Origin of the sequence: Streptomyces sp. NPDC018029, from assembly GCF_044327655.1 — a bacterium.
Lineage (GTDB): Bacteria > Actinomycetota > Actinomycetes > Streptomycetales > Streptomycetaceae > Streptomyces.
Genome location: NZ_JBIRFV010000012.1, coordinates 168,625 through 186,579 on the forward strand (window position 1 = coordinate 168,625; position 17,955 = coordinate 186,579).

Here is a 17,955-nt window from a genome sequence, read left to right on the forward strand (position 1 = left end):
GTGAGGGGGCAAGGGGGGCGCACCGCTCTGTCCGGGCCAGGAAGGCACATCGATGGAGCCGACTGAGCGGCGGCCGGGAAACCTGCCGCCGGAGACCACCAGCATGGTCGGCCGCGGCCCCGAACTGCGGCAGCTGGAGCGGCTGTGCGGCCGGTCCCGGCTGGTCACGGTGACCGGGGTGGGCGGCGTGGGCAAGAGCAGACTCGCCCGGCGGGCAGCCGCCGGGCTGCGGCCCCGGTTCGTGGACGGCGTCTGGTGGGTGGAGCTGACCGGTCTGCGGGAGGGTGCCCTGCTGGCCCACTCGATCGCGGAGGCGCTGCCCTTGGCCGACCAGTCCACCCGGCCTCTGCTCGACGTGGTGGCCGACTATCTGGCCGACCGGGAACTGCTGCTGGTGCTCGACACCTGCGAGCACCTGACCGACGCGTGCGCGATGGCCGCCGAGGCCCTGCTGCGCGCCGCTCCGGGGCTGCAGGTCCTGGCCACCAGCCGCCGCCGCCTCGGCCTCATGGCGGAGGAGGTGCTGACCCTGGAGCCGCTGCGGGTGCCGCGGGGCCAGGAGGACCTGGAGGCCTCGGAGGCCGTGACGCTGCTGGTCGAGCGGGCCGCCGAGACGGTGCCCGGCTTCACCGTGTCCGCCGCCGACGCGTCGGATGTCGTACGCCTGTCGCAGCTCCTCGAAGGGCTGCCCCTGGCCATCGAACTCGCCGCGGCCCGACTGGACAGGCTGCCCGTCGACGAGCTGGTGAAGCGGCTGCCGGACCGCTTCGACGTCCTACAGGAGTGCGACGGGGTGCCGGAAGGTGAGGTTCCGGAAGACGGTCCCGCCCCGGCCCCCCGGCCGCGCCCCGGCGCGGAAGTACCGCCCTGGCACCGCGCGCTGCGCACCACCATCGGCTGGAGCCATGAACTGTGCACGCCGGCCGAACGGCTGCTGTGGGCGCGGCTCTCGGTCTTCGCCGGGTCCTTCGACGCCGACGCGGCCGTGGCGGTCTGCGCCGACGAGCACCTGCCCGAGGACGACATCCCGGGGCTGCTCGACGTGCTCGTGGACGACTCCGTCGTCAACTGGCTGCCGGGGCCGGAGGGTTCGGAGCGGTTCCGGATGCTGGACACCGTACGGGAGTACGGCGCGTGCTGGCTGCGCGAACTGGGCGAGGAGGAGCCCCTGCGCCGGCGGCACCTGGCCCACTACCGCGCGTTCGCCCGGCGGGCGGACGCCGGGTGGCTCGGCCCGGAGCAGCTCACCTGGTACACGCGGACGGCCGCGGAGTACACCAACCTGCGCGCCGCCCTGGACCTGAGCCTCCTGCGGCCGGACGGACATGCCGCACTGGAGCTGGCCGGGAACCTCTGGTTCTTCTGGCACGCCTGCGGGTTCCCGAGGGAGGGCCAGTACTACCTGGCGCAGGCCCTCGCCGCGGACCGCGCGCCGAGTCCGGAGCGCGGCAAGGCGCTGTGGGCCGAGGGCATGGTGTTCGCCACGCTGGGAGATCCGGCGGCGATCACGGCGCGCGTCCCCGAAATCGCCGACATGGCCGCCCGGTTCGGCAGCGCCGCGGCGGCCGACCGCGCCGACACCCTCGCCTCGATCGCGGCGATGCTGGTCGGCGACCACGCACGCGCAGCCACCCTGTCCCAGGCGGTCCTCGACCGGCACCGGTGTACGCCGATGGCCCAGCCCACCCAGTCGGCCGGCTGTGTCCGCAGCATGGCGTACCTCCTTGAAGGCCGGGTCGACGAGGCCGTCGCCGTGCTGGAACACCTGCGGGCCGACTGCGACCGGCACGGCGAGCAGTGGTCACGCGCCTTCGTCGATTACATGTGCGCACGCGCCGAACTGGTCCGCGGCCGGGTGGCGGCCGCCTTCGAACACGGCCGGGCCTCATGGCTCACCAAGCGCCGCCTCGACGACTCGCTCGGGATGGCCGTCGCCCTGGACGTCCTCGCCGCCGCCGCGGCCGCGTCCGGCGATGCCCGGCGGACCGCCCACCTGCTCGGCCTCGCCCAGCGGACGTGGGACACCCTCGGCGTGCCGCAGCTCGGAGTCTCCGAATGGATCGCCACCCGGCGGACCTGCGAGGAGCAGGCCCGCCGGGCCCTGGGCGACGACGTCTACACCGCCGTCTTCCAGAACGGCTACCGCACGCCTCAGGACGCCCCCGACCCGCTGACCCCCGACGCGGAGGCGGCGCCCGGCCCTCGGCAGGGTCAGTGAGTGCCGGCCGGGAGTGCCGTACGCAGTCGTTCGTACGTCGGGGCGAGGCGGCGCAGGCGGTCGGCCAGGGTGGGGTCGTCGCCGGTGACCAGGGGGTGCTGGAGGCTAGCGATCAGCCGGGACTGCTCGGTCGCGACCGCCGCCGCGGCGGCGAGTCCCAGGGACGTCAGGCAGTGGGCGGCGTCGGCGACGCGGCGGGCGCCGAGGCGGACGGCGAAGTGGGCCATGAAGCCGCGCGTCGCCGCGTCGAGTCCGCCGTCCGCGCGGGCGGCCAGGGCCGCCAGGCCGGCGGCCCCGCCGAGCGTTCCCGGCGGCACGGGCAGGTCGTCGCGGCCCGCCAGCCAGCGCCGCGCGTCCGGCAGGGAACGCCGCAGCGCCTCTTCCGGCGTGACCTGCCGCTCCCGGACGAACCCCGTCCGCATGACGTACGGGGCGTCGGTGTAGTCGATCGTCTTCGCCTCCCACGCGGCGAGGAAGTCCGCCACCGGCAGCGTCGCGTAGGGGTGGCCGTGCGGGTCGTGGAAGAGGACTGTGCCGTCGTCGGCCTCCAGCACGACGACGTAGTGGTCGGCGCCGTCCTCGCCGGTGGGTGTGCCCGGCTGGTGGAGCAGCAGCCCCATGTCGACGGGGCCGACCAGGACGGGTCCCCGGGCCGCCGCCGCGCGCAGCCGCTCCCCGGCCTCCTCTGCCGTGCCCCCGGCGGTCCGCTCGCAGCGGAGGCCGAGCAGGGACACGGCCGCGTCCAGGCCCAGGTCGGGGTCCCAGCCGTAGGGGTCGAACAGCGGCAGCCTGTCGGCGCTCAGCTGGAAGCCGAACGGCGAACCGGTCAGCACCTCGATGACGGCGGGCGCAGGGGCCGTCTCCCCGAGCACCATGGCCAGGGAGTGGGCGTAGCAGTACGGGCCGGAGCCCACGTAGTACGTCATGGGTGTCCTCGTGTCGTCGTGTCCTCGTGTCGTCTCGTCGGCCGTCAGAGGGCGGTGATGGGCTGCTGGAGCTCCGTGACCCAGGCGTCGGTGTCGTCGGGGCAGTCCAGGGAGACCTCGCGGGTGAGCCCGACGGGGCGGTAGCCGTGCGCGGCGATCCACTGGTCCAGCGCGTGCGCGGTGGACAGGACGCCGTCCATCGGCCCGTGGTGGATGACCGTGGCGGCCAGCGGGATGCCCGGCACCTCGACCACCGGCAGATCGCCCGCGTCCGTTCCTTCGGCGACCGGTATCGCGGCCCGCACCGTGATCTGGTCCTCGCCGGACGCTTCCTCGTAGCGGGCGATGCCGGGCCCGGCCGGGGTGGCTCCGGCGGCGTCGAGCCGACGGCACAGCTCGGCGAAGAGCGGGCCGACGACCGGCCCGATGTCCTGGGGCGCGTAGCTCGCCGCGGTGGCGGTCAGCTCGGCCACCCGGACCGCGGGGAGGGAGGTGACGACGACGTCGTCGGTAGGCATGGTGCCCTCGCTTTCGATCGTCCGGAGCCTCGCCTCGACCCGGGTCATCCGCGCCGCGGCCTCGGCGGCGGCGGATTCCAGCTCGGCCCTGCGCAGCCGCAGCATGCCGCGGAGCTCCTCGGTGCTGACGTCCTCGTCGAGGATCGAGCGGACCTGGTCCAGGGTGAAGCCGAGGTCCTTGAGGGCGATGACGCGGTTGAGCCGCGCGAACTGGGCGGCCCGGTAGTAGCGGTAGCCGCTTGACGGGTCGACGTGGGCCGGGCGCAGCAGCCCGACGGCGTCGTAGTGGCGCAGCATGCGTACCGACACGCGGCCGTGTCTGGCGAAGTCTCCGATGGTGAACATCACGTCTCCCAGTGCAGGCCCTGACACGGTGGGAGAGTCAAGCACGAGGTCACGCGCCCGGCCGGGTGGTCATCGGGGCCCGGCACGGCGAAGGCCCGGACCAGCCGGTCCGGGCCTTCGTCTTGCGGTGCCGAGGGCGGGCGGTCAGACCTGGCCGCGCCAGGCGCCGGTCTCCGCGCCGTCACGCCGCTCGATGAACTCCTTGAACCGCCCCAGGTCACCGCTGACCTGCCGCTTGACGAAGCCGAGCTTGTCGCCGACCGTCTCGGCCAGGCCCTCGGGGTCGTAGTGCATCTGCAGCATGACCTTGGTGCGTGAGTCGTCCAGGCGGTGGAAGGTGACGACGCCGGCCTGCCGGGCCTGGCCGTCCACCGTGGTCCACGCCACCCGCTCATCGGGGATCTGCTCGGTGATCTTCGCGTCGAACTCGCGCTCCACGCCGTCGATCTTCGTCACCCAGTGGGTGAGCTTGTCGGTGCGCTGTTCGATCCGCTGCACACCTTGCATGAACTCGGGGAACGTCTCGAACTGGGTCCACTGGTTGTACGCCGCACGGACCGGCACGTTGACTTCCACGGACTCTTCGACCTGCGACACGGATGTCACCTTTCTTCGACGTCGTTCCTCGTTCCTCGTGCACCGGCCGAGTGCCCAGGTCCCGAGCATTCACTCCCGGCCCGTTCGCGGAGAACGGCCATGGCTATAGTTCGTGAGTGTTTTCACGAATAGACCGCGGGACCGTGTTCGCCGCATTGCGCCGGCCGCGCACGATCCTGTGGGCCGCGGCGGGGGCGGTGGCCGTCGCGTTCCTCATCGCGCTGGAGATCGCCGCCCGACGCTACGGCGGTGTCCCTGGACCGATCACCAACCAGGCGCGGGAGGTGCTGTTCCCGCCGAAGCCGGGGCCGCTGTACGGCGGTCTCGCGCTGATGATGGTGGTGCTCACCTGGCGGCAGCGGTTCATCGCGGCCGGTGCCGCGATCGGCATCGACGTCGTCTTCGTGCTGGTTCGCTGGGCTGTCGACGCCGAAGTGCCCGAGGGCCAGTTCTTCGGCAACGGCGCGCTGTGGGCGATGCTGGGCTGCGCCGTCTTCGCGATCACCCGCCGTACCGGCGAGGAACGCGTCCTGCTCCTCAAGGGCGTCGGCCTCGGCCTGCTTCTGGTGGCCGGCCGCAAGACCGGTGACACCTGGCTGCTCATCACGGCGAAGACCCACCCGACCGTGCTCGACCCGTATGTGGCGACCGCCGACCACGCGCTTGGCAACCCGTCGTGGCTGGCCGGCCGGATCCTGGAGGCCTCGGGCCCGGTCGCCCACGTACTCGACCTCGTCTACGCCCAGCTCGCGGTGGCCGCGGTCGTCGCCGCCCTCTACCAGCTGCGCAACGTCGTGACCGAGCGCCGCTTCCCGCGCCACCACCTGGTGCGCACCTTCCTGGTGATCGGCCTCCTCGGCCCGGGCATCTACATGATCTTCCCGGTGGTCGGGCCGATCTTCGCCTACGGTCCTGGCACCTCCGGCACCGGCGGCGTGGAGTGGGCGGTGGCCAACCTGTGGCCGCACACGCCACCGACCCTCACCGCCCCGCACCCGGTGCCGTACGACGGGATCACGCCGCGCAACTGCATGCCGAGCCTGCACACGGCGTGGGCGACCGCGATCTTCATCCACTCCCGCAAGGGCCCGCGCCTGCTGCGGTACGCCGGGACCTTCTGGCTGATCGCCACGCTCAGCGCGACGCTCGGCTTCGGCTACCACTACGGCGTCGACCTCGTGGCCGGCGTGGTGTTCGCCCTCACCGTCGAGGGAGCCCTCCGCGCGTACGACCGCGGCTGGGACCGGCCGGGAATCCGGCTGGTCGCCCACGGCACCGCGGTCTTCACCGCGCTCCTGGTGTCGTACCGGTACCTGCCGATGGAGATGGCCGAACACCCGTGGCTGGCCGGGCCGCTGGTCATGCTGTCGATGGCCTCGGTGATCTACGCCTACGTACGGACCACCCGCCGGTGGGACGCCCGGCCGGCGCCGGTGCCGCCGCCGCGGCAGGCGGAACCCCGGCAGGCGACCGAACCGACATCCGAACCGGCATCCGAAGCGGCGCCCGAACCGGTGTGAGCCGGACGGTCGGCAGCGGGTCACTCCGCGTCAGCACCTCGCACGTGGGTACCGGGCCTCTATGAGCAACATCCTTGTGGGCACTTGTTCCTGGACCGATCCGGCGCTGGTGCGCAGCGGCTGGTACCCGCGCGGGCAGCGGGACGCCGCGGGGCGGTTGCGGTACTACGCCGAGCGGTTCCCCGTCGTCGAGGTCGACTCGACCTACTACGCGCTGCCCCGCGAACGCAACAGCCGGCTGTGGGTGGAGCGGACGCCGGACGGCTTCACGTTCGACGTGAAGGCGTTCTCGCTGCTGACCGGGCATCCGACGTCCCGGGTGACGCTGCCCGCCGACTGGCCGGCCGAACTGCCCGCCGACAACCGGAGCGAGGAGGCCCTCGCGGAGGCCTGGGCGCGGTTCACCGCCGGGATCGAGCCGTTGCGGAGCGCCGGGCGGCTGGGCAGTGTGCTGTTCCAGTTCCCTCCGTGGCTGCGGCCCGGCGAGCGCGCCGAGGAGTTCATCGCGGCGACGGCGCGGCGGACGCGGGGCTGGCCCGTGGCGGTGGAGTTCCGGCATCCCGACTGGTGGCGCGGGGAGAACGCCGAGGCCACCCGGGCGCTCCTGGCGGACCACGGCATGGCGGCGGTCGCCGTCGACATGAACCAGTCGCTGCCGTCCGCCCTGCCGCCGTACGCGCCGGTCACCCGCTCCCGGCTGGCCGTCGTGCGGTTCCACGGCCGCAGCGCCGCGTGGGGGCGCGGCAGCAAGGAGGACCGCTTCCGGTACGCGTACTCCGACGGCGAACTCGCCGAGTGGCTGCCCCGGTTGCACGCCCTCGCCGAGCGGGCCGAAGAGGTCCACGTCCTGTTCAACAACTGCTGTGCGGACGCGGCCGTGCGGGCCGCCGAGGCGATGACGCGCCTGCTCGGGGCCGACGCGTACGCAGCACCCGCTGCCATGCGATAAGATCAATATCGCCTCCTCGGGCCGGACTTCCGGTCGAGGGACAGGCGTTGGTCGTCCAAGGAAAGACGCCCCGCTTCCTGCGGGGAAATGCAGGTGCAAGGCCTGCCCAGCGCTCAGGACAAGCCCCGGACTCCGCACACATGGGTCCGGGGCTTCTGTTTTCCGCCCCGGGGCGACGCGTCCCCGCGTCACACCGCCCCGCGCCGCGTGTCCGAACAAGGGCAAGGGAAGGAAGGCGGCACCCGCGCCGCCGAGACGCGAGAAAGAGCGGCCCTCATGGACAGTTCACCGCCCGCCCGCCCCGCCGCCCCCTCGACGTGGCCCCTGCGACGCACCGCGCTCCGCCGCACGCCCGTGTCGATGTGGAACGACGACGTGTCGGACTGGGCGGCGGCGTTGACGTACTACGCGATACTCGCGGTGCTTCCCGCGCTGCTCGTCACCGTCAGCCTCATCAGTCTCGTCAGCCCCGCCACGACCCAGGAGCTCATCGCCGAGGTCACCGACTGGGCGCCCGCGGAGTCGGGCCGTTCCCTGAACTCGGCGCTCAGCGAGATGGCGGAGGCGCGCTCCGCGGCGCTCACGGTGGTGATCGCCGGTGCGGTCAGCGCGCTGTGGTCCGCGTCCAGTTACGCGGCCGTGTTCCGCCGGGCGCTGCACGCGATGCACGGGGTCGAGGACTGCCGGCCCACCTTGCGGAAGGCGCACCGGGTGCTCATGACCGCGCTGACGCTGCTCGCCCTGCTGGTCGCCAGCGCGCTGCTGCTCGTGCTCACGGGCGGGATCGCGGAGGGTGTGGGGCGGCGCATCGGCCTCGGGAACGCGGGGCAGACGGCGTGGGCCGTCCTGAAGTGGCCCGCGCTGGTCTGTCTGGTGCTGATGCTCGTCCTCGTCCTGTTCCGCAACGCGCCGCCCGCCGCCCGCGGCTGGCGCCACATCCTGCCGGGCGGGATGCTGTCCGCCCTGCTCTGGCTGCTCTCTTCGGGCCTGTTCACGCTGTACGCGACCGTCTTCGGCACCTACGGCAAGCTGTACGGATCCCTCGCGGGCGTCGTCGTCTTCCTCGTGTGGCTGTGGGTGTCCAACCTCGCCCTGCTCGCCGGCGCACAGTTCACGGTGGAGGTGGAACGCGCACGGTCCGCCCGGGGAGACATGTCACTCCCCTCGCGTACACCACGCATCAGGTTGCCCGCTCCGGGTATCGGAGCCAGAACGGACCAGAGAGGCAGGCACTGATGTCCCCATCTCAGGACGTGGTCGAGCTGATCCTCAAGGACCACCGGATCGCGGGTGATCTGCTCGGCCAGCTGCGCAACGGCACGGAGACCGTCCGCTCCCACGCACTCCACGAGTTCGCGGATCTGTACGTCGCCCACGTGAGCGCCGAGGAGTCCGAGGTCTATCCCGAACTCACCCGGTACGAAGGCATCGACCAGGACGTCATCGAACGCGGCGTGGCCGCGCACGAGGAGGGCGCGGAGGCGTTGCTCGACCTGTTCGACGCCCATGCGGGTGCCCCGCACGCCTGGGACGACAGACTCGACGAACTCGTCACGGCGGTGACCGAGTACACGCGGGAGACGGAAGGGACGCTGCTCGTGGACACCCGGGAGAGCGTCACACGCGAATGCCGGGTCCGGCTCGGCGCCGCGTTCGCCGAGGAGCGCTGCCGGCAGTTGCGGGCGCGCTGCGGAGACATCGACAACGTACGCCGCTACGTGAGCGGCTGACCAGCGCCGGACCGAAAGGAGCTCAGCATGGGCATATCCCTGGAAGAGCTGCTGGAACAGGTGCGGGAGCGAGGCGGTTTCACCAGCCGTCAGCAGGCGGCGGGAGCCGTGGAGAACGTGCTGGCCGTCCTGGGCTCCCACCTGGTCGGGGACGACCGCACCGACCTGGCCCGGCTGCTGCCCGCCGGGTGCGGGACGCTGCTGGCCGACGCGGAACCGGCCGGGGAGCCGCTGCCGCCCTCGGGGTTCGTCGACGCGGTGGCCGCGCGGACGGGCCAGGAGACGGCCGAGGCGCGCCGCGCCGTCACCGCCGTGCTCGGCATCGTCGCGGGGGCGGCGGACGACGCGCTGCTGCGCCGCGTCCTCACCCAGCTCCCGCCGGGACACGCGGGCCTGTTCGGCCGCACCGAACCGATCTGAGAACGGACGGCACGGTCCACACAGTCCTTCCCTGGAGGCAGTGATGGCACGGAGAGATCGTTCCAGAGCCGGCGCGCCGGCCGACGACCCCGGGCACCGGAGCGCGGCACCGCTGCGGCCGGTGGCCAGGGCGGTGACCATGCTGGTCGCCTTCGCCTGCATGGTCGGGTTCGCCGTGGTGCTCGCCCGCCTTACGCTGGAGCCGTCCGCGGGCTCCGAGGCGCTGACGCACAGCAACTTCACGCCGGGTGACTCCATCGACGACTACCTCTCGCAGCCCGCCTTCCGCGACACCGTCAAGCAGCTCGGCGGGAACATCCTGCTGGGCGTGCCGTTCGGGATGCTGCTGCCGGTCGTGCTCCCGCGCACGCGGGGGCTAGTGCGGGTGGGCCTCGCCACCGCGGTGACCATGGTGCTCGTCGAGCTGGCGCAGGGCGCGTTCGTGACGGGCCGCACCTTCGACATCGACGACGTCATCCTCAACACGACGGGTGCGCTACTGGGCTATCTGCTGCTGGGCCGCCGCCTGGGCCGGGCCGTGCATCCGCGCCGGCGGCACTGGTGGCATCGCTTCACCAAGCGGGACGTGGCGGACGCCTGAGCCGGCCCCACTCCGCGAGCGGTCCTATTCGGCGAACCGGCCCATGCCCAGGCAGTGCAGCGTGGCCGCGGTACGGGGGCACGCGCCTCGTACGGCGAAGGAGCCCTCCACCGCCTTGAGGGCTCTGAGCGTCCCGAAGAAGACGCCCGCGCCCTCCCGCGCCAGGTAGGTGACCTCGGACAGGTCGACGGTCAGATGGCGGCAGCCGTCCTGGACCAGCGCGCGCAGCTGCGCGGCGAGGGAGTCGGCCTGGCGTGCGGTGATCTCGCCCTGGAGAGACACGCGGACCCGGCAGCCCGTGACGGTCACATGCCCTATGCCCGCACGCCGCAGTCTGCGCGCCGTGCCCGGATACGGCAGCCGGAGGACCCTGCGGGTGTTCCGCGCTCTCGCCGCGGCCGGAGCGGGGGCGGGAGCGTGTTCGTCAGCTTGCACGGGAGAGACCTTCCGGCGGTACGCCGTCCATCGGCCGAGAGTGGCCGAAGAGGTACTTCTTTCATACGTCTATACCATGCTGTGACCACTGCTGCCAAGGGTTCCCATGGGGCGCCTGGCCTGTGAAGAGGGCTTCGAGCGGGCGCCGTCGGCGTGTACACCATTGGTCTACTCCACTCAAGACCTGGGGCAGCTGCTGAATCGGCTGACTGGATTTTCAGGAGGCCGCTTCCAGCAGCGCCAGTTCGGCCCGGACCGCTCCGCGCATCAGCTCGCGCGCGTGGTCGAGACCGAGCCCGCCGCTGAGCCAGCGCATGCTGAGCCCCTCCAGGAGAGCCGTGAGGCGTTCGCCGGCCGCGGCGAGGGCGGGGGCCGGGGCCGTCGGCCGCACCTGGCCGATGAGGGCCGCCACCTCCTGCACCCACACCAGGGTCGCCCGCGCGAGGTCCTCCCGCAGCACCTCGTCGAAGACGGCGCTGGCCCGCAGCTCGCCCCAGGCCGAGCTGTTCTCCCTGACCTCCGGGGTGTCCTGGAGCTCCAGGAGGAGGATCTCCTCCAGCTCCTCGCGCGGCGTGAGTGGTTCGGCGCCCGCGGCGCGGCCGGTGGTGTAGCGCTCGGCTCGGGCGCTGATGAACTCGAGCGTGTGCCGCAGGATCCCGGTGCGGTCCTTGAAGTGGTAGTAGATCAGCCCGGTCGAGACGTTCGCCTCGGCGGCGAGCTCTTCGACACGCAGGCCGCGGACGCCACGACGGGCGATGAGCCGTGCGGCGGCTTCGAGGATCTGGGTGGTGCGGGGCGCCATGGGTCCGCACCCTACCGGTCCGGCTCCCCACATCTTTGACTGAATTTTCAGTCCGTGTCAGAGTCGGGAGTCGAACCCTCGCCCGATGACCGGAGCTCACCGTGGCCCACCGCCTCTCCCACCGCCTCCCGCCCCGTCGATCCGCACTCCGCCTGCTCGCCGGAATCGGCGCCGTCACCCTCGGCGCCCCGGCCTGCGGGCCCGACAAAGTTGCAGAAGGGGCGGCCGCGGCGGCCCCGGGCCCGCGTATGGGAGCCGAGTGGGAGCGGCACGCCCGCACCTTCATGGCGTGGCCCGCGCTGCGCTCCGTGTGGGGCGCGGATCTGCGCTCCGTATGCGAGGACATCGCCCGGGTGGCCCGTGCCGTCGCGGAGTACGAGCCCGTCGTGATGCTGGCCCGGCCCGGCCAGGTGGCCGCCGCCCGGAAGGCGTGCGGGCGCGGCGTCGAGGTCGTGCCGCTGGCCGTCGACGACCTGTGGGCCCGCGACACGGTCCCCGTGTTCGTGGAGGACGACGGCAAGGTCACCGGTGTCGACCTCAACTTCAACGGATGGGGCGACAAGCAGGAGCACTCCAACGACGCGCGGGTCGGCCGCGCCCTGCTGTCCCAGTACGGCATTCCCCGCAGGAAGGCGCCCCTGGTCGCCGAGGGCGGGTCCCTGGAGACGGACGGCGAGGGCACGCTCCTCGTCACCGAGAGCTCGGTCGTCAACGACAACCGGAACCCGGGGAAGAGCCGGGACCGCGTCGAGGCCGAGCTGAAGCGGACCCTGGGCATCGAGAAGGTCGTCTGGCTGGCCGGGGTGCGCGGGCAGGACATCACCGACGCGCACGTCGACAGTCTCGTGCGGTTCACCGCGCCGGGCGTGGTGCTCCTGGACGAGGCGCATCCCGGCACGCCCGCCGACGTCTGGTCACGCGCGGCGGACCAGGCGAAGGCCGTGCTGAGCGAGGCGAGGGACGCCAGGGGCAGGCCCTTCGAGGTCATCGGCCTGCCGCAGCCCGATCCGGCGCGGATCACGGGCGAGGGCGACGACTTCGTGTCGACGTACATCAATTTCTACGTCGCCAACGGTGCCGTCTTCATGCCCCGGTTCGGGGACCGCGGGGCCGACAGCCGCGCCCGGAGCATCCTGCGGGAGCACTTTCCCGGGCGTGACGTCGTGCCGGTACGGATCGACACCATCGCCGCCGGCGGCGGTGGCATCCACTGCTCCACGCACGACCAGCCGGGCCGCCCGGCCGACTGAACGGGGCAGGGGTCTCAGGCGAGTTCGCCGCTGAGCTTCTCGTGGATCTCGGCGCTCGGCGTGTTCAGGCCGACGATCTCGACGGTCTTGCCGCGCTGGGCGTACTTGGTCTCGACCGCGTCGAGCGCGGCGACGGACGAGGCGTCCCAGATGTGGGCGGCGGTCAGGTCGATGACCACCTTGTCGGCGTCGGTGGCGTAGTCGAACTGCCCGACGAGGTCGTTGGAGGAGGCGAAGAACAGCTCACCGGTCACGGAGTACACGACGGTGCGCGCGTCGGGGCCGGGGACCGCGGTGACGTTCGCGAGGTGGGCGACGCGCCTGGCGAAGATCACCATGGCCGTGAGGGTGCCGACGACGACGCCGACGGCGAGGTTGTGCGTGGCGACCACGCAGACCACGGTGACGACCATGACGACGATCTCACCGGCGGGCATCCGCCTGAGCGTCTTCGGGGCGATGGAGTGCCAGTCGAACGTCGCGACGCACACCATCACCATCACGGCTACCAGCGCGGCCATCGGGATGTCGGAGACGACCGGGCCGAAGACGATGCACAGCACCATCAGGAACGAGCCCGCCAGGAACGTGGAGAGGCGGGTGCGGGCCCCCGACACTTTCACGTTGATCATCGTCTGGCCGATCACGGCGCAGCCGCCCATGCCGCCGAGGAATCCGGTGACGATGTTGGCGATGCCCTGGCCGATGGACTCGCGGGTCTTGGAGGAGTGCGTGTCGGTGATCTCGTCGACCAGCTTGGCCGTCATCAGGGACTCCATCAGGCCGACCAGCGCCATGGCGAGCGCGTAGGGGGCGATGGTGGTGAGGGTGTCCATGGTGAAGGGCACGTCGGGCAGGCCGGGGACCGGCAGCGCGGAGGGCAGTTCGCCCTTGTCGCCAACCGTCGGCACGGCGATGCCGGCGGCGACCGTGATCGCGGTGAGGACGACGATCGACACGAGCGGCGCGGGGACCACCCGGGTGACCTTCGGGAAGAACACCATGAGCGCGAGGCCGCCGGCGATCAGCGGGTAGACGGCCCACGGCACGTCGTGCATCTCGGGGACCTGCGCCATGAAGACCAGGATGGCGAGGGCGTTGACGAAGCCGACCATCACGCTGCGCGGCACGAACCGCATCAGCTTGGCGACGCCGAGCGCGCCGAGGGCGATCTGGATGACGCCCGCCAGGATGACGGCGGCGATCAGATGGCCCAGGCCGTGCTCGCGGTTGAGCGGGGCGATCACCAGGGCGACGGCGCCGGTGGCGGCGGAGATCATCGCCCGTCGGCCGCCGACGACCGAGATGGTCACGGCCATGGTGAAGGAGGCGAAGAGGCCGATCGCCGGGTCGACCCCGGCGATGATCGAGAACGAGATCGCCTCGGGGATCAGCGCCAGGGCGACGACGAGCCCGCCGAGGATCTCGGTGCGCCACACCTTCGGGTCGGACAGCCAGTCGGGCTTCAGACCGCGCAGCCGCGCGGCGGGGGACAGTGCGGAGGTGGGCAAGAAGGGTTACCTGTCGTGCTCGGGCGCGCCCGGCGTCGTGAGGGGGGCGAGCGGGAGGGCTTCGTACGCCCACAGACATTGGTCTTCGCCGGGGCGGCGCCGAGCCGCCCACGAGGCTCACCTACTTTACCCGCACCTGACAGCCACCCACCGCTGGAGCGCGTACACCACCCGGGCGGGCCGCCCCCTTCAGCGGCGGCTTCGTACGAGCAGGTAGAGGAAGTACGGCGTGCCGATGACGGCGGTCATCAGTCCGGCGCCGAGCTGGGCCGGGGCGATCGCCGTGCGGCCCACCAGGTCCGCGGCGCACACGAGGACGGCCCCGAGGAGCACCGCGACCGGCACCACCCGGACGTGCCTGCGGCCGACGAGGGCGCGGGCCGCGTGCGGCGCGACGAGTCCGACGAAGCCGATCGTGCCTGCCGCGGCCACGGCGGTGGCGCTCAGCAGGACGCTGAGAATGAGGAAGCCCAGGCGGCCGCGGCCCAGGTGCAGGCCGAGCAGTCTCGGGGTGTCCTCGTCGAGCGACACGAGGTCCAGTTCGGTGCGGCGCGCGACCGCGACGGCCAGGCCGATGACGAGGGCCACGGCGAGCGGCACCACGTCGGGCAGGGTCCGCCCGTAGGTGGAGCCCGCGAGCCAGGTCAGCGCCTTCGTCGCGTTGAACGGGTCGGTGAGGATGATGAGCAGGCTGACGACGGCCGCCGACCCGGTGGCGACGCCGAATCCGACGAGGACGAGCCGGTTCTGCCGGAAGCCGCCCTTCGCCGCGAGTCCGAAGACGAGGACCGCGCTGAGTGCGGCGCCGGTGAAGGCGCCTGCGGCGATGCTCCACGATCCGGCCGCAGGCACCGTCGTCACGAGGAGGACGGCGCCCACCGCGGCGCCGTTCGTGACGCCGAGGATGCCGGGGTCGGCGAGGGGGTTGCGGGTGACGGCCTGGATGAGTGTGCCTGCGAGGGCGAGGGCCGCGCCCGCGAGGAGGGCGGCGAGGACGCGGGGCACCCGGGTGTCGAGGACGAAGGAGACGGTCTGCCCCGCCCTGCCCTGCGCCCAGTTGACCACGTCGCCCAGCAGCAGCTTGCTGTCGCCGACGAGGACCGCGGCGATGGTCAGGCCGACAAGTACGACCACGAGGACGGCCGTCGTGCCGATGAACGCGGTACGGCTGCGGATGCGCAGCTTGTCGGGCGGTGCGGCGCCCGCCGTGTCCCGCACGCGCGCGGCCATGACGATCAGGAAGAGGGCGCCGACCAGGCTGGTGACGACGCCTGTCGGGACGGCGACCGCCAGGTCCGAGGGGACGAGGGCGCGCAGCAGCACGTCGGAGCCGAGCACGAGGGCCGCTCCGGCGAGGCCCGCGAGCGGCAGGCGCGCCCGTGACCGGGTGAACGCGCGGAATCTGCGGCCGAGCGGGCGGACGAGGGCGGGGGCGCACAGGCCGACGAAGCCGACGGGTCCCGCGAGGGTGACGGCGGACGTGGAGAGCAGCGCGGCGAGGACGACGGCGGTGACGCGCGTGGCGCGGACGGGGACGCCGACGCCGCGCGCCGCGTCGTCCCCGAGGACCAGGGCGTCGACCCTGCGGGCGAGCAGCACCAGGCCGATGAGGCCGACGACGCCGATGGGTGCGGTCTGCAGTACGCCGTCGAAGCCGTTCTGCGCGACGCTGCCCTGGTTCCACTCGTAGAGGCCGTGCGTCTCCTCCGGGAACAGCAGGAGCAGTCCCTCGGTGACGGCGGTGAGGCCGAGGGTGAGGGCGCTGCCCGCGAGGACGAGCCGGACGGTGCCCGCGCCGAGGCCGGAGAGGCCGAGGACGACGGCCGCCGCGGCGAGGCCGCCGGCGAACGCGATGCCGGAGGAGGCGAGGAGCGGCAGTGAGATGCCGGTGGCGGCGGCGATGCCGAGGGCGAGGTAGGAGCCCGCGTTGACGGCGAGGGTGTCGGGCGAGGCGAGGACGTTGCGGCTGATGGCCTGGAGGGCGGCGCCGGCCGTGCCGAGCACGGCGCCGACGAGCAGCGCCGCGGTCATCCTGGGCAGCCGGGAGGCGATGACGACGGACGCGTCGCCGGGGTCGGCCCGGCCGGTGAGGGCCTTCCACACCTCGGACGGGCCGACGGCGGCCGTGCCCTGGGTGATGTCGACGACCGCGAGGGCGGCGACGAGGAGGAGGAGTGCGGCCGTCACCGCGGCGGCGCCCGTGCGGGACGCGGCTGCCGACGGACGGGTGGTCAGGGTGGTCGCGGTGACGGCCATGGCGTTACTTCTTCAGAGCCTTACTCTCCTGGGCCTTACTTCTTCAGGGCCTTGACGACGGAGTCGACGTACTGGTTCATCGACGCGGGGCCGCCGAACATCCAGACGCCGTCGGGCAGCCGGTGGACGTTGCCCTTCTTCACGAACGGCAGGGAGGTCCACACCTTGTCCTTCTTCAGGACGCCGCTGAAGGGGTTGCTGCTCTTGTCGCCGTCGTTGCCGATGTAGGCGAACTGCACGTTCTTGTCGAGCTTGGTGAGGCCTTCGACGTCGGTGGTGCCGAGGCCGTAGGCCTTGTCGCCCTTGACGGACCAGTCGTTCTTCAGGCCGAGCTTCTCGTTGACGGCGCCGATGAGCGAGCCGCTGGTGTAGGGCCGGACGGAGGTCTGGTTGCCGGTGACGTAGCCGTCGGCGAAGGCGTACTTCGTGCCGGCGTGACCGGCGGCGGCGAGCTTCTTCTTCCCCTCGGCGAGCTTGGCCTCGAAGTCCTTCTTGAGCTTCGCGGACCGCTTCTCGGTGCCGGTGGCCTTGGCGAGGAGGTCGAGGTTCTCGGTCATCTGGCCGATGGGGTCGGCGGCGTCGGCGGGGCGCAGGTTGAGGACCGGGGCGATGTCCCGCATCTGCTTCACGGCGGCGGCCGGCAGGTCGGTGGTCGCGATGATGAGGTCGGGCTTCAGGGACGCGATGGAGTCCATGCTCGGCTCGCCGCGGGTGCCGACGTCCTTCGGGTCGTTCTTCAGCGGGGCGGCGGTGTCCCAGGTCTTGTAGCCCTTGACGTCGGCGACGCCGGTCGGCTCGACGCCGAGGGATATGAGGCTCTCGACGGCGTTCCACTCGGTGCCGACGATCTTCTTGGCGGGCCCGTCAAGCTTCACCTTCGTGCCGGTGCCGTCGGTGAGGGTGATGGATCCCGCGGTCTTCTTCGCGTCGTCGGCGGCGGGCTCGGTGGTGCCGCAGGAGGACAGGGCGAGGGCCGCGGCGGTGGCGGTCGCCGCGGTGAGGAGGAGGCGTCTCATGAGGTGGTGCTGAGCCTTTCGCTGCGCGAGTGGTGGCGGCCGACGGCGCGGGTGCGCAGGCGGCCGGTGAGGGGGTCGGAGTCGACTTCGATACGGATGCCGTACGTGTCGGTGAGGCGTCGCGGTGTCAGTACGTCCCCGGGATCGCCGTCCGCGACGACGCGTCCCGCGTCGAGCAGGAGGATCCGGTCGGCGACCGCCGCGGCCTGGTCGAGGTCGTGCAGGACGGCGCCGACGGCGATCCCGTGGTCGTCCGCCAGGTCCCGCATCAGGTCGAGGAGTTCGACCTGGTAGCGCAGGTCGAGGTGGTTCGTCGGCTCGTCGAGGAGGAGCACGCCCGTCTCCTGGGCGAGGCAGCCGGCGAGCCAGACGCGCTGGAGCTGCCCTCCGGACAGGTGCTCGGCGCCGCGTTCGGCGAGGTCGGCGACGCCGGTCAGGGCGAGCGCCCGGTCGACGGCGGCCCGGCCGCCCGGGTCGGCCCCGCCCCAGCGGCCGCGGTGCGGGTAGCGGCCGAATTCGACCACGTCTCGCACGGTGAGACCGCTGGGGGTGGGGCGTCCCTGGGTGAGCAGGGCGACGTGGCGGGAGAATTCGCGGGCGCTGAGGGCGAGGCCGTCGGTGTCGTCGTCGATGACGAGGGTGGCGGTGCGGGGCCGCTGCAGCCGCGCGAGGGTGCGCAGCAGCGTCGACTTGCCGCTGCCGTTGGGTCCCACCAGGACGGTCACGTCGCCGGGCCGCAGCGTCATCGAGGCGTCGTGGACGACGTCGACGCCTTCGTACGCCACGGTGACGCCCGTGGCCGACAGTTGATGACCCTGGGGGCGCGTGGCCGTGTCGGTCTCTTCACCTTCATGCACGCGG

General features: G+C 72.4%; 17 protein-coding genes. 8 read left to right on the forward strand and 9 right to left on the reverse strand.

Annotated features, from left to right (window positions below):
• The first annotated feature begins 52 nt into the window (after window positions 1-52).
• On the forward strand, window positions 53-2,218 hold the full coding sequence (locus ACH4D5_RS32390) for an ATP-binding protein (protein ID WP_398309448.1): 2,166 nt from the start codon (window positions 53-55) through the stop codon (window positions 2,216-2,218).
• On the opposite strand, the gene ACH4D5_RS32395 is transcribed toward ACH4D5_RS32390, so the two are convergent.
• From ACH4D5_RS32395 to ACH4D5_RS32405, 3 genes are all read right to left on the reverse strand, one after another.
• Window positions 2,212-3,144, reverse strand: a complete 933-nt coding sequence (locus tag ACH4D5_RS32395; protein WP_398309451.1) for a hypothetical protein — start codon at window positions 3,142-3,144, stop codon at window positions 2,212-2,214. The two genes, ACH4D5_RS32390 and ACH4D5_RS32395, sit on opposite strands and share 7 nt — an antisense overlap.
• A 44-nt stretch (window positions 3,145-3,188) precedes the next feature.
• A complete protein-coding gene (locus tag ACH4D5_RS32400) occupies window positions 3,189-4,007 on the reverse strand; it encodes a MerR family transcriptional regulator (RefSeq protein ID WP_398309452.1) in 819 nt (272 codons plus the stop codon).
• Window positions 4,008-4,151: 144 nt separating this feature from the next.
• Entirely contained in the window at window positions 4,152-4,604 is a 453-nt protein-coding gene (locus ACH4D5_RS32405) for an SRPBCC family protein (RefSeq protein ID WP_398309455.1), read from the reverse strand.
• 173 nt (window positions 4,605-4,777) lie between these two features.
• On the opposite strand from ACH4D5_RS32405, the gene ACH4D5_RS32410 reads away from it, so the two are divergent.
• From ACH4D5_RS32410 to ACH4D5_RS32435, 6 genes are all read left to right on the forward strand, one after another.
• Window positions 4,778-6,124, forward strand: a complete 1,347-nt coding sequence (locus tag ACH4D5_RS32410; protein WP_398309715.1) for a phosphatase PAP2 family protein — start codon at window positions 4,778-4,780, stop codon at window positions 6,122-6,124.
• A 61-nt stretch (window positions 6,125-6,185) separates the two neighbouring features.
• Complete coding sequence (locus ACH4D5_RS32415; protein ID WP_398309458.1) at window positions 6,186-7,073, forward strand: DUF72 domain-containing protein; 888 nt, start codon at window positions 6,186-6,188, stop codon at window positions 7,071-7,073.
• A gap of 276 nt (window positions 7,074-7,349) precedes the next feature.
• On the forward strand, window positions 7,350-8,309 hold the full coding sequence (locus ACH4D5_RS32420; protein WP_398309460.1) for a YihY/virulence factor BrkB family protein: 960 nt from the start codon (window positions 7,350-7,352) through the stop codon (window positions 8,307-8,309).
• Window positions 8,309-8,803: a hemerythrin domain-containing protein gene (locus tag ACH4D5_RS32425; protein WP_398309463.1), complete on the forward strand. Its 495-nt coding sequence runs from the start codon at window positions 8,309-8,311 to the stop codon at window positions 8,801-8,803. The genes ACH4D5_RS32420 and ACH4D5_RS32425 overlap by 1 nt, the downstream gene beginning before the upstream one ends.
• A gap of 27 nt (window positions 8,804-8,830) precedes the next feature.
• A complete protein-coding gene (locus tag ACH4D5_RS32430) occupies window positions 8,831-9,223 on the forward strand; it encodes a DUF2267 domain-containing protein (RefSeq protein WP_398309465.1) in 393 nt (130 codons plus the stop codon).
• A gap of 43 nt (window positions 9,224-9,266) precedes the next feature.
• Window positions 9,267-9,824, forward strand: a complete 558-nt coding sequence (locus ACH4D5_RS32435; RefSeq protein ID WP_398309468.1) for a VanZ family protein — start codon at window positions 9,267-9,269, stop codon at window positions 9,822-9,824.
• Between the two features lie 24 nt (window positions 9,825-9,848).
• On the opposite strand, the gene ACH4D5_RS32440 is transcribed toward ACH4D5_RS32435, so the two are convergent.
• A complete protein-coding gene (locus ACH4D5_RS32440) occupies window positions 9,849-10,259 on the reverse strand; it encodes an STAS domain-containing protein (protein WP_398309470.1) in 411 nt (136 codons plus the stop codon).
• A 217-nt stretch (window positions 10,260-10,476) separates the two neighbouring features.
• Window positions 10,477-11,061, reverse strand: a complete 585-nt coding sequence (locus tag ACH4D5_RS32445) for a TetR/AcrR family transcriptional regulator (protein WP_398309473.1) — start codon at window positions 11,059-11,061, stop codon at window positions 10,477-10,479.
• 101 nt (window positions 11,062-11,162) lie between these two features.
• Here ACH4D5_RS32445 and ACH4D5_RS32450 point away from each other — a divergent pair, with 101 nt between their 5' ends.
• Entirely contained in the window at window positions 11,163-12,311 is a 1,149-nt protein-coding gene (locus ACH4D5_RS32450; protein WP_398309476.1) for an agmatine deiminase family protein, read from the forward strand.
• Window positions 12,312-12,325: 14 nt separating this feature from the next.
• Here ACH4D5_RS32450 and ACH4D5_RS32455 read toward each other — a convergent pair whose 3' ends face one another.
• From ACH4D5_RS32455 to ACH4D5_RS32470, 4 genes are all read right to left on the reverse strand, one after another.
• On the reverse strand, window positions 12,326-13,822 hold the full coding sequence (locus tag ACH4D5_RS32455) for a SulP family inorganic anion transporter (RefSeq protein WP_398309478.1): 1,497 nt from the start codon (window positions 13,820-13,822) through the stop codon (window positions 12,326-12,328).
• 189 nt (window positions 13,823-14,011) lie between these two features.
• On the reverse strand, window positions 14,012-16,078 hold the full coding sequence (locus tag ACH4D5_RS32460) for an iron ABC transporter permease (protein WP_398309481.1): 2,067 nt from the start codon (window positions 16,076-16,078) through the stop codon (window positions 14,012-14,014).
• 35 nt (window positions 16,079-16,113) lie between these two features.
• The gene (locus ACH4D5_RS32465) at window positions 16,114-17,094 is read right to left on the reverse strand and encodes an ABC transporter substrate-binding protein (RefSeq protein WP_398309484.1); all 981 of its coding nucleotides are present in this window, start codon (window positions 17,092-17,094) and stop codon (window positions 16,114-16,116) included.
• Window positions 17,091-17,951, reverse strand: a complete 861-nt coding sequence (locus ACH4D5_RS32470) for an ABC transporter ATP-binding protein (RefSeq protein WP_398309487.1) — start codon at window positions 17,949-17,951, stop codon at window positions 17,091-17,093. The genes ACH4D5_RS32465 and ACH4D5_RS32470 overlap by 4 nt, the downstream gene beginning before the upstream one ends.
• Window positions 17,952-17,955 lie beyond the last annotated feature (4 nt).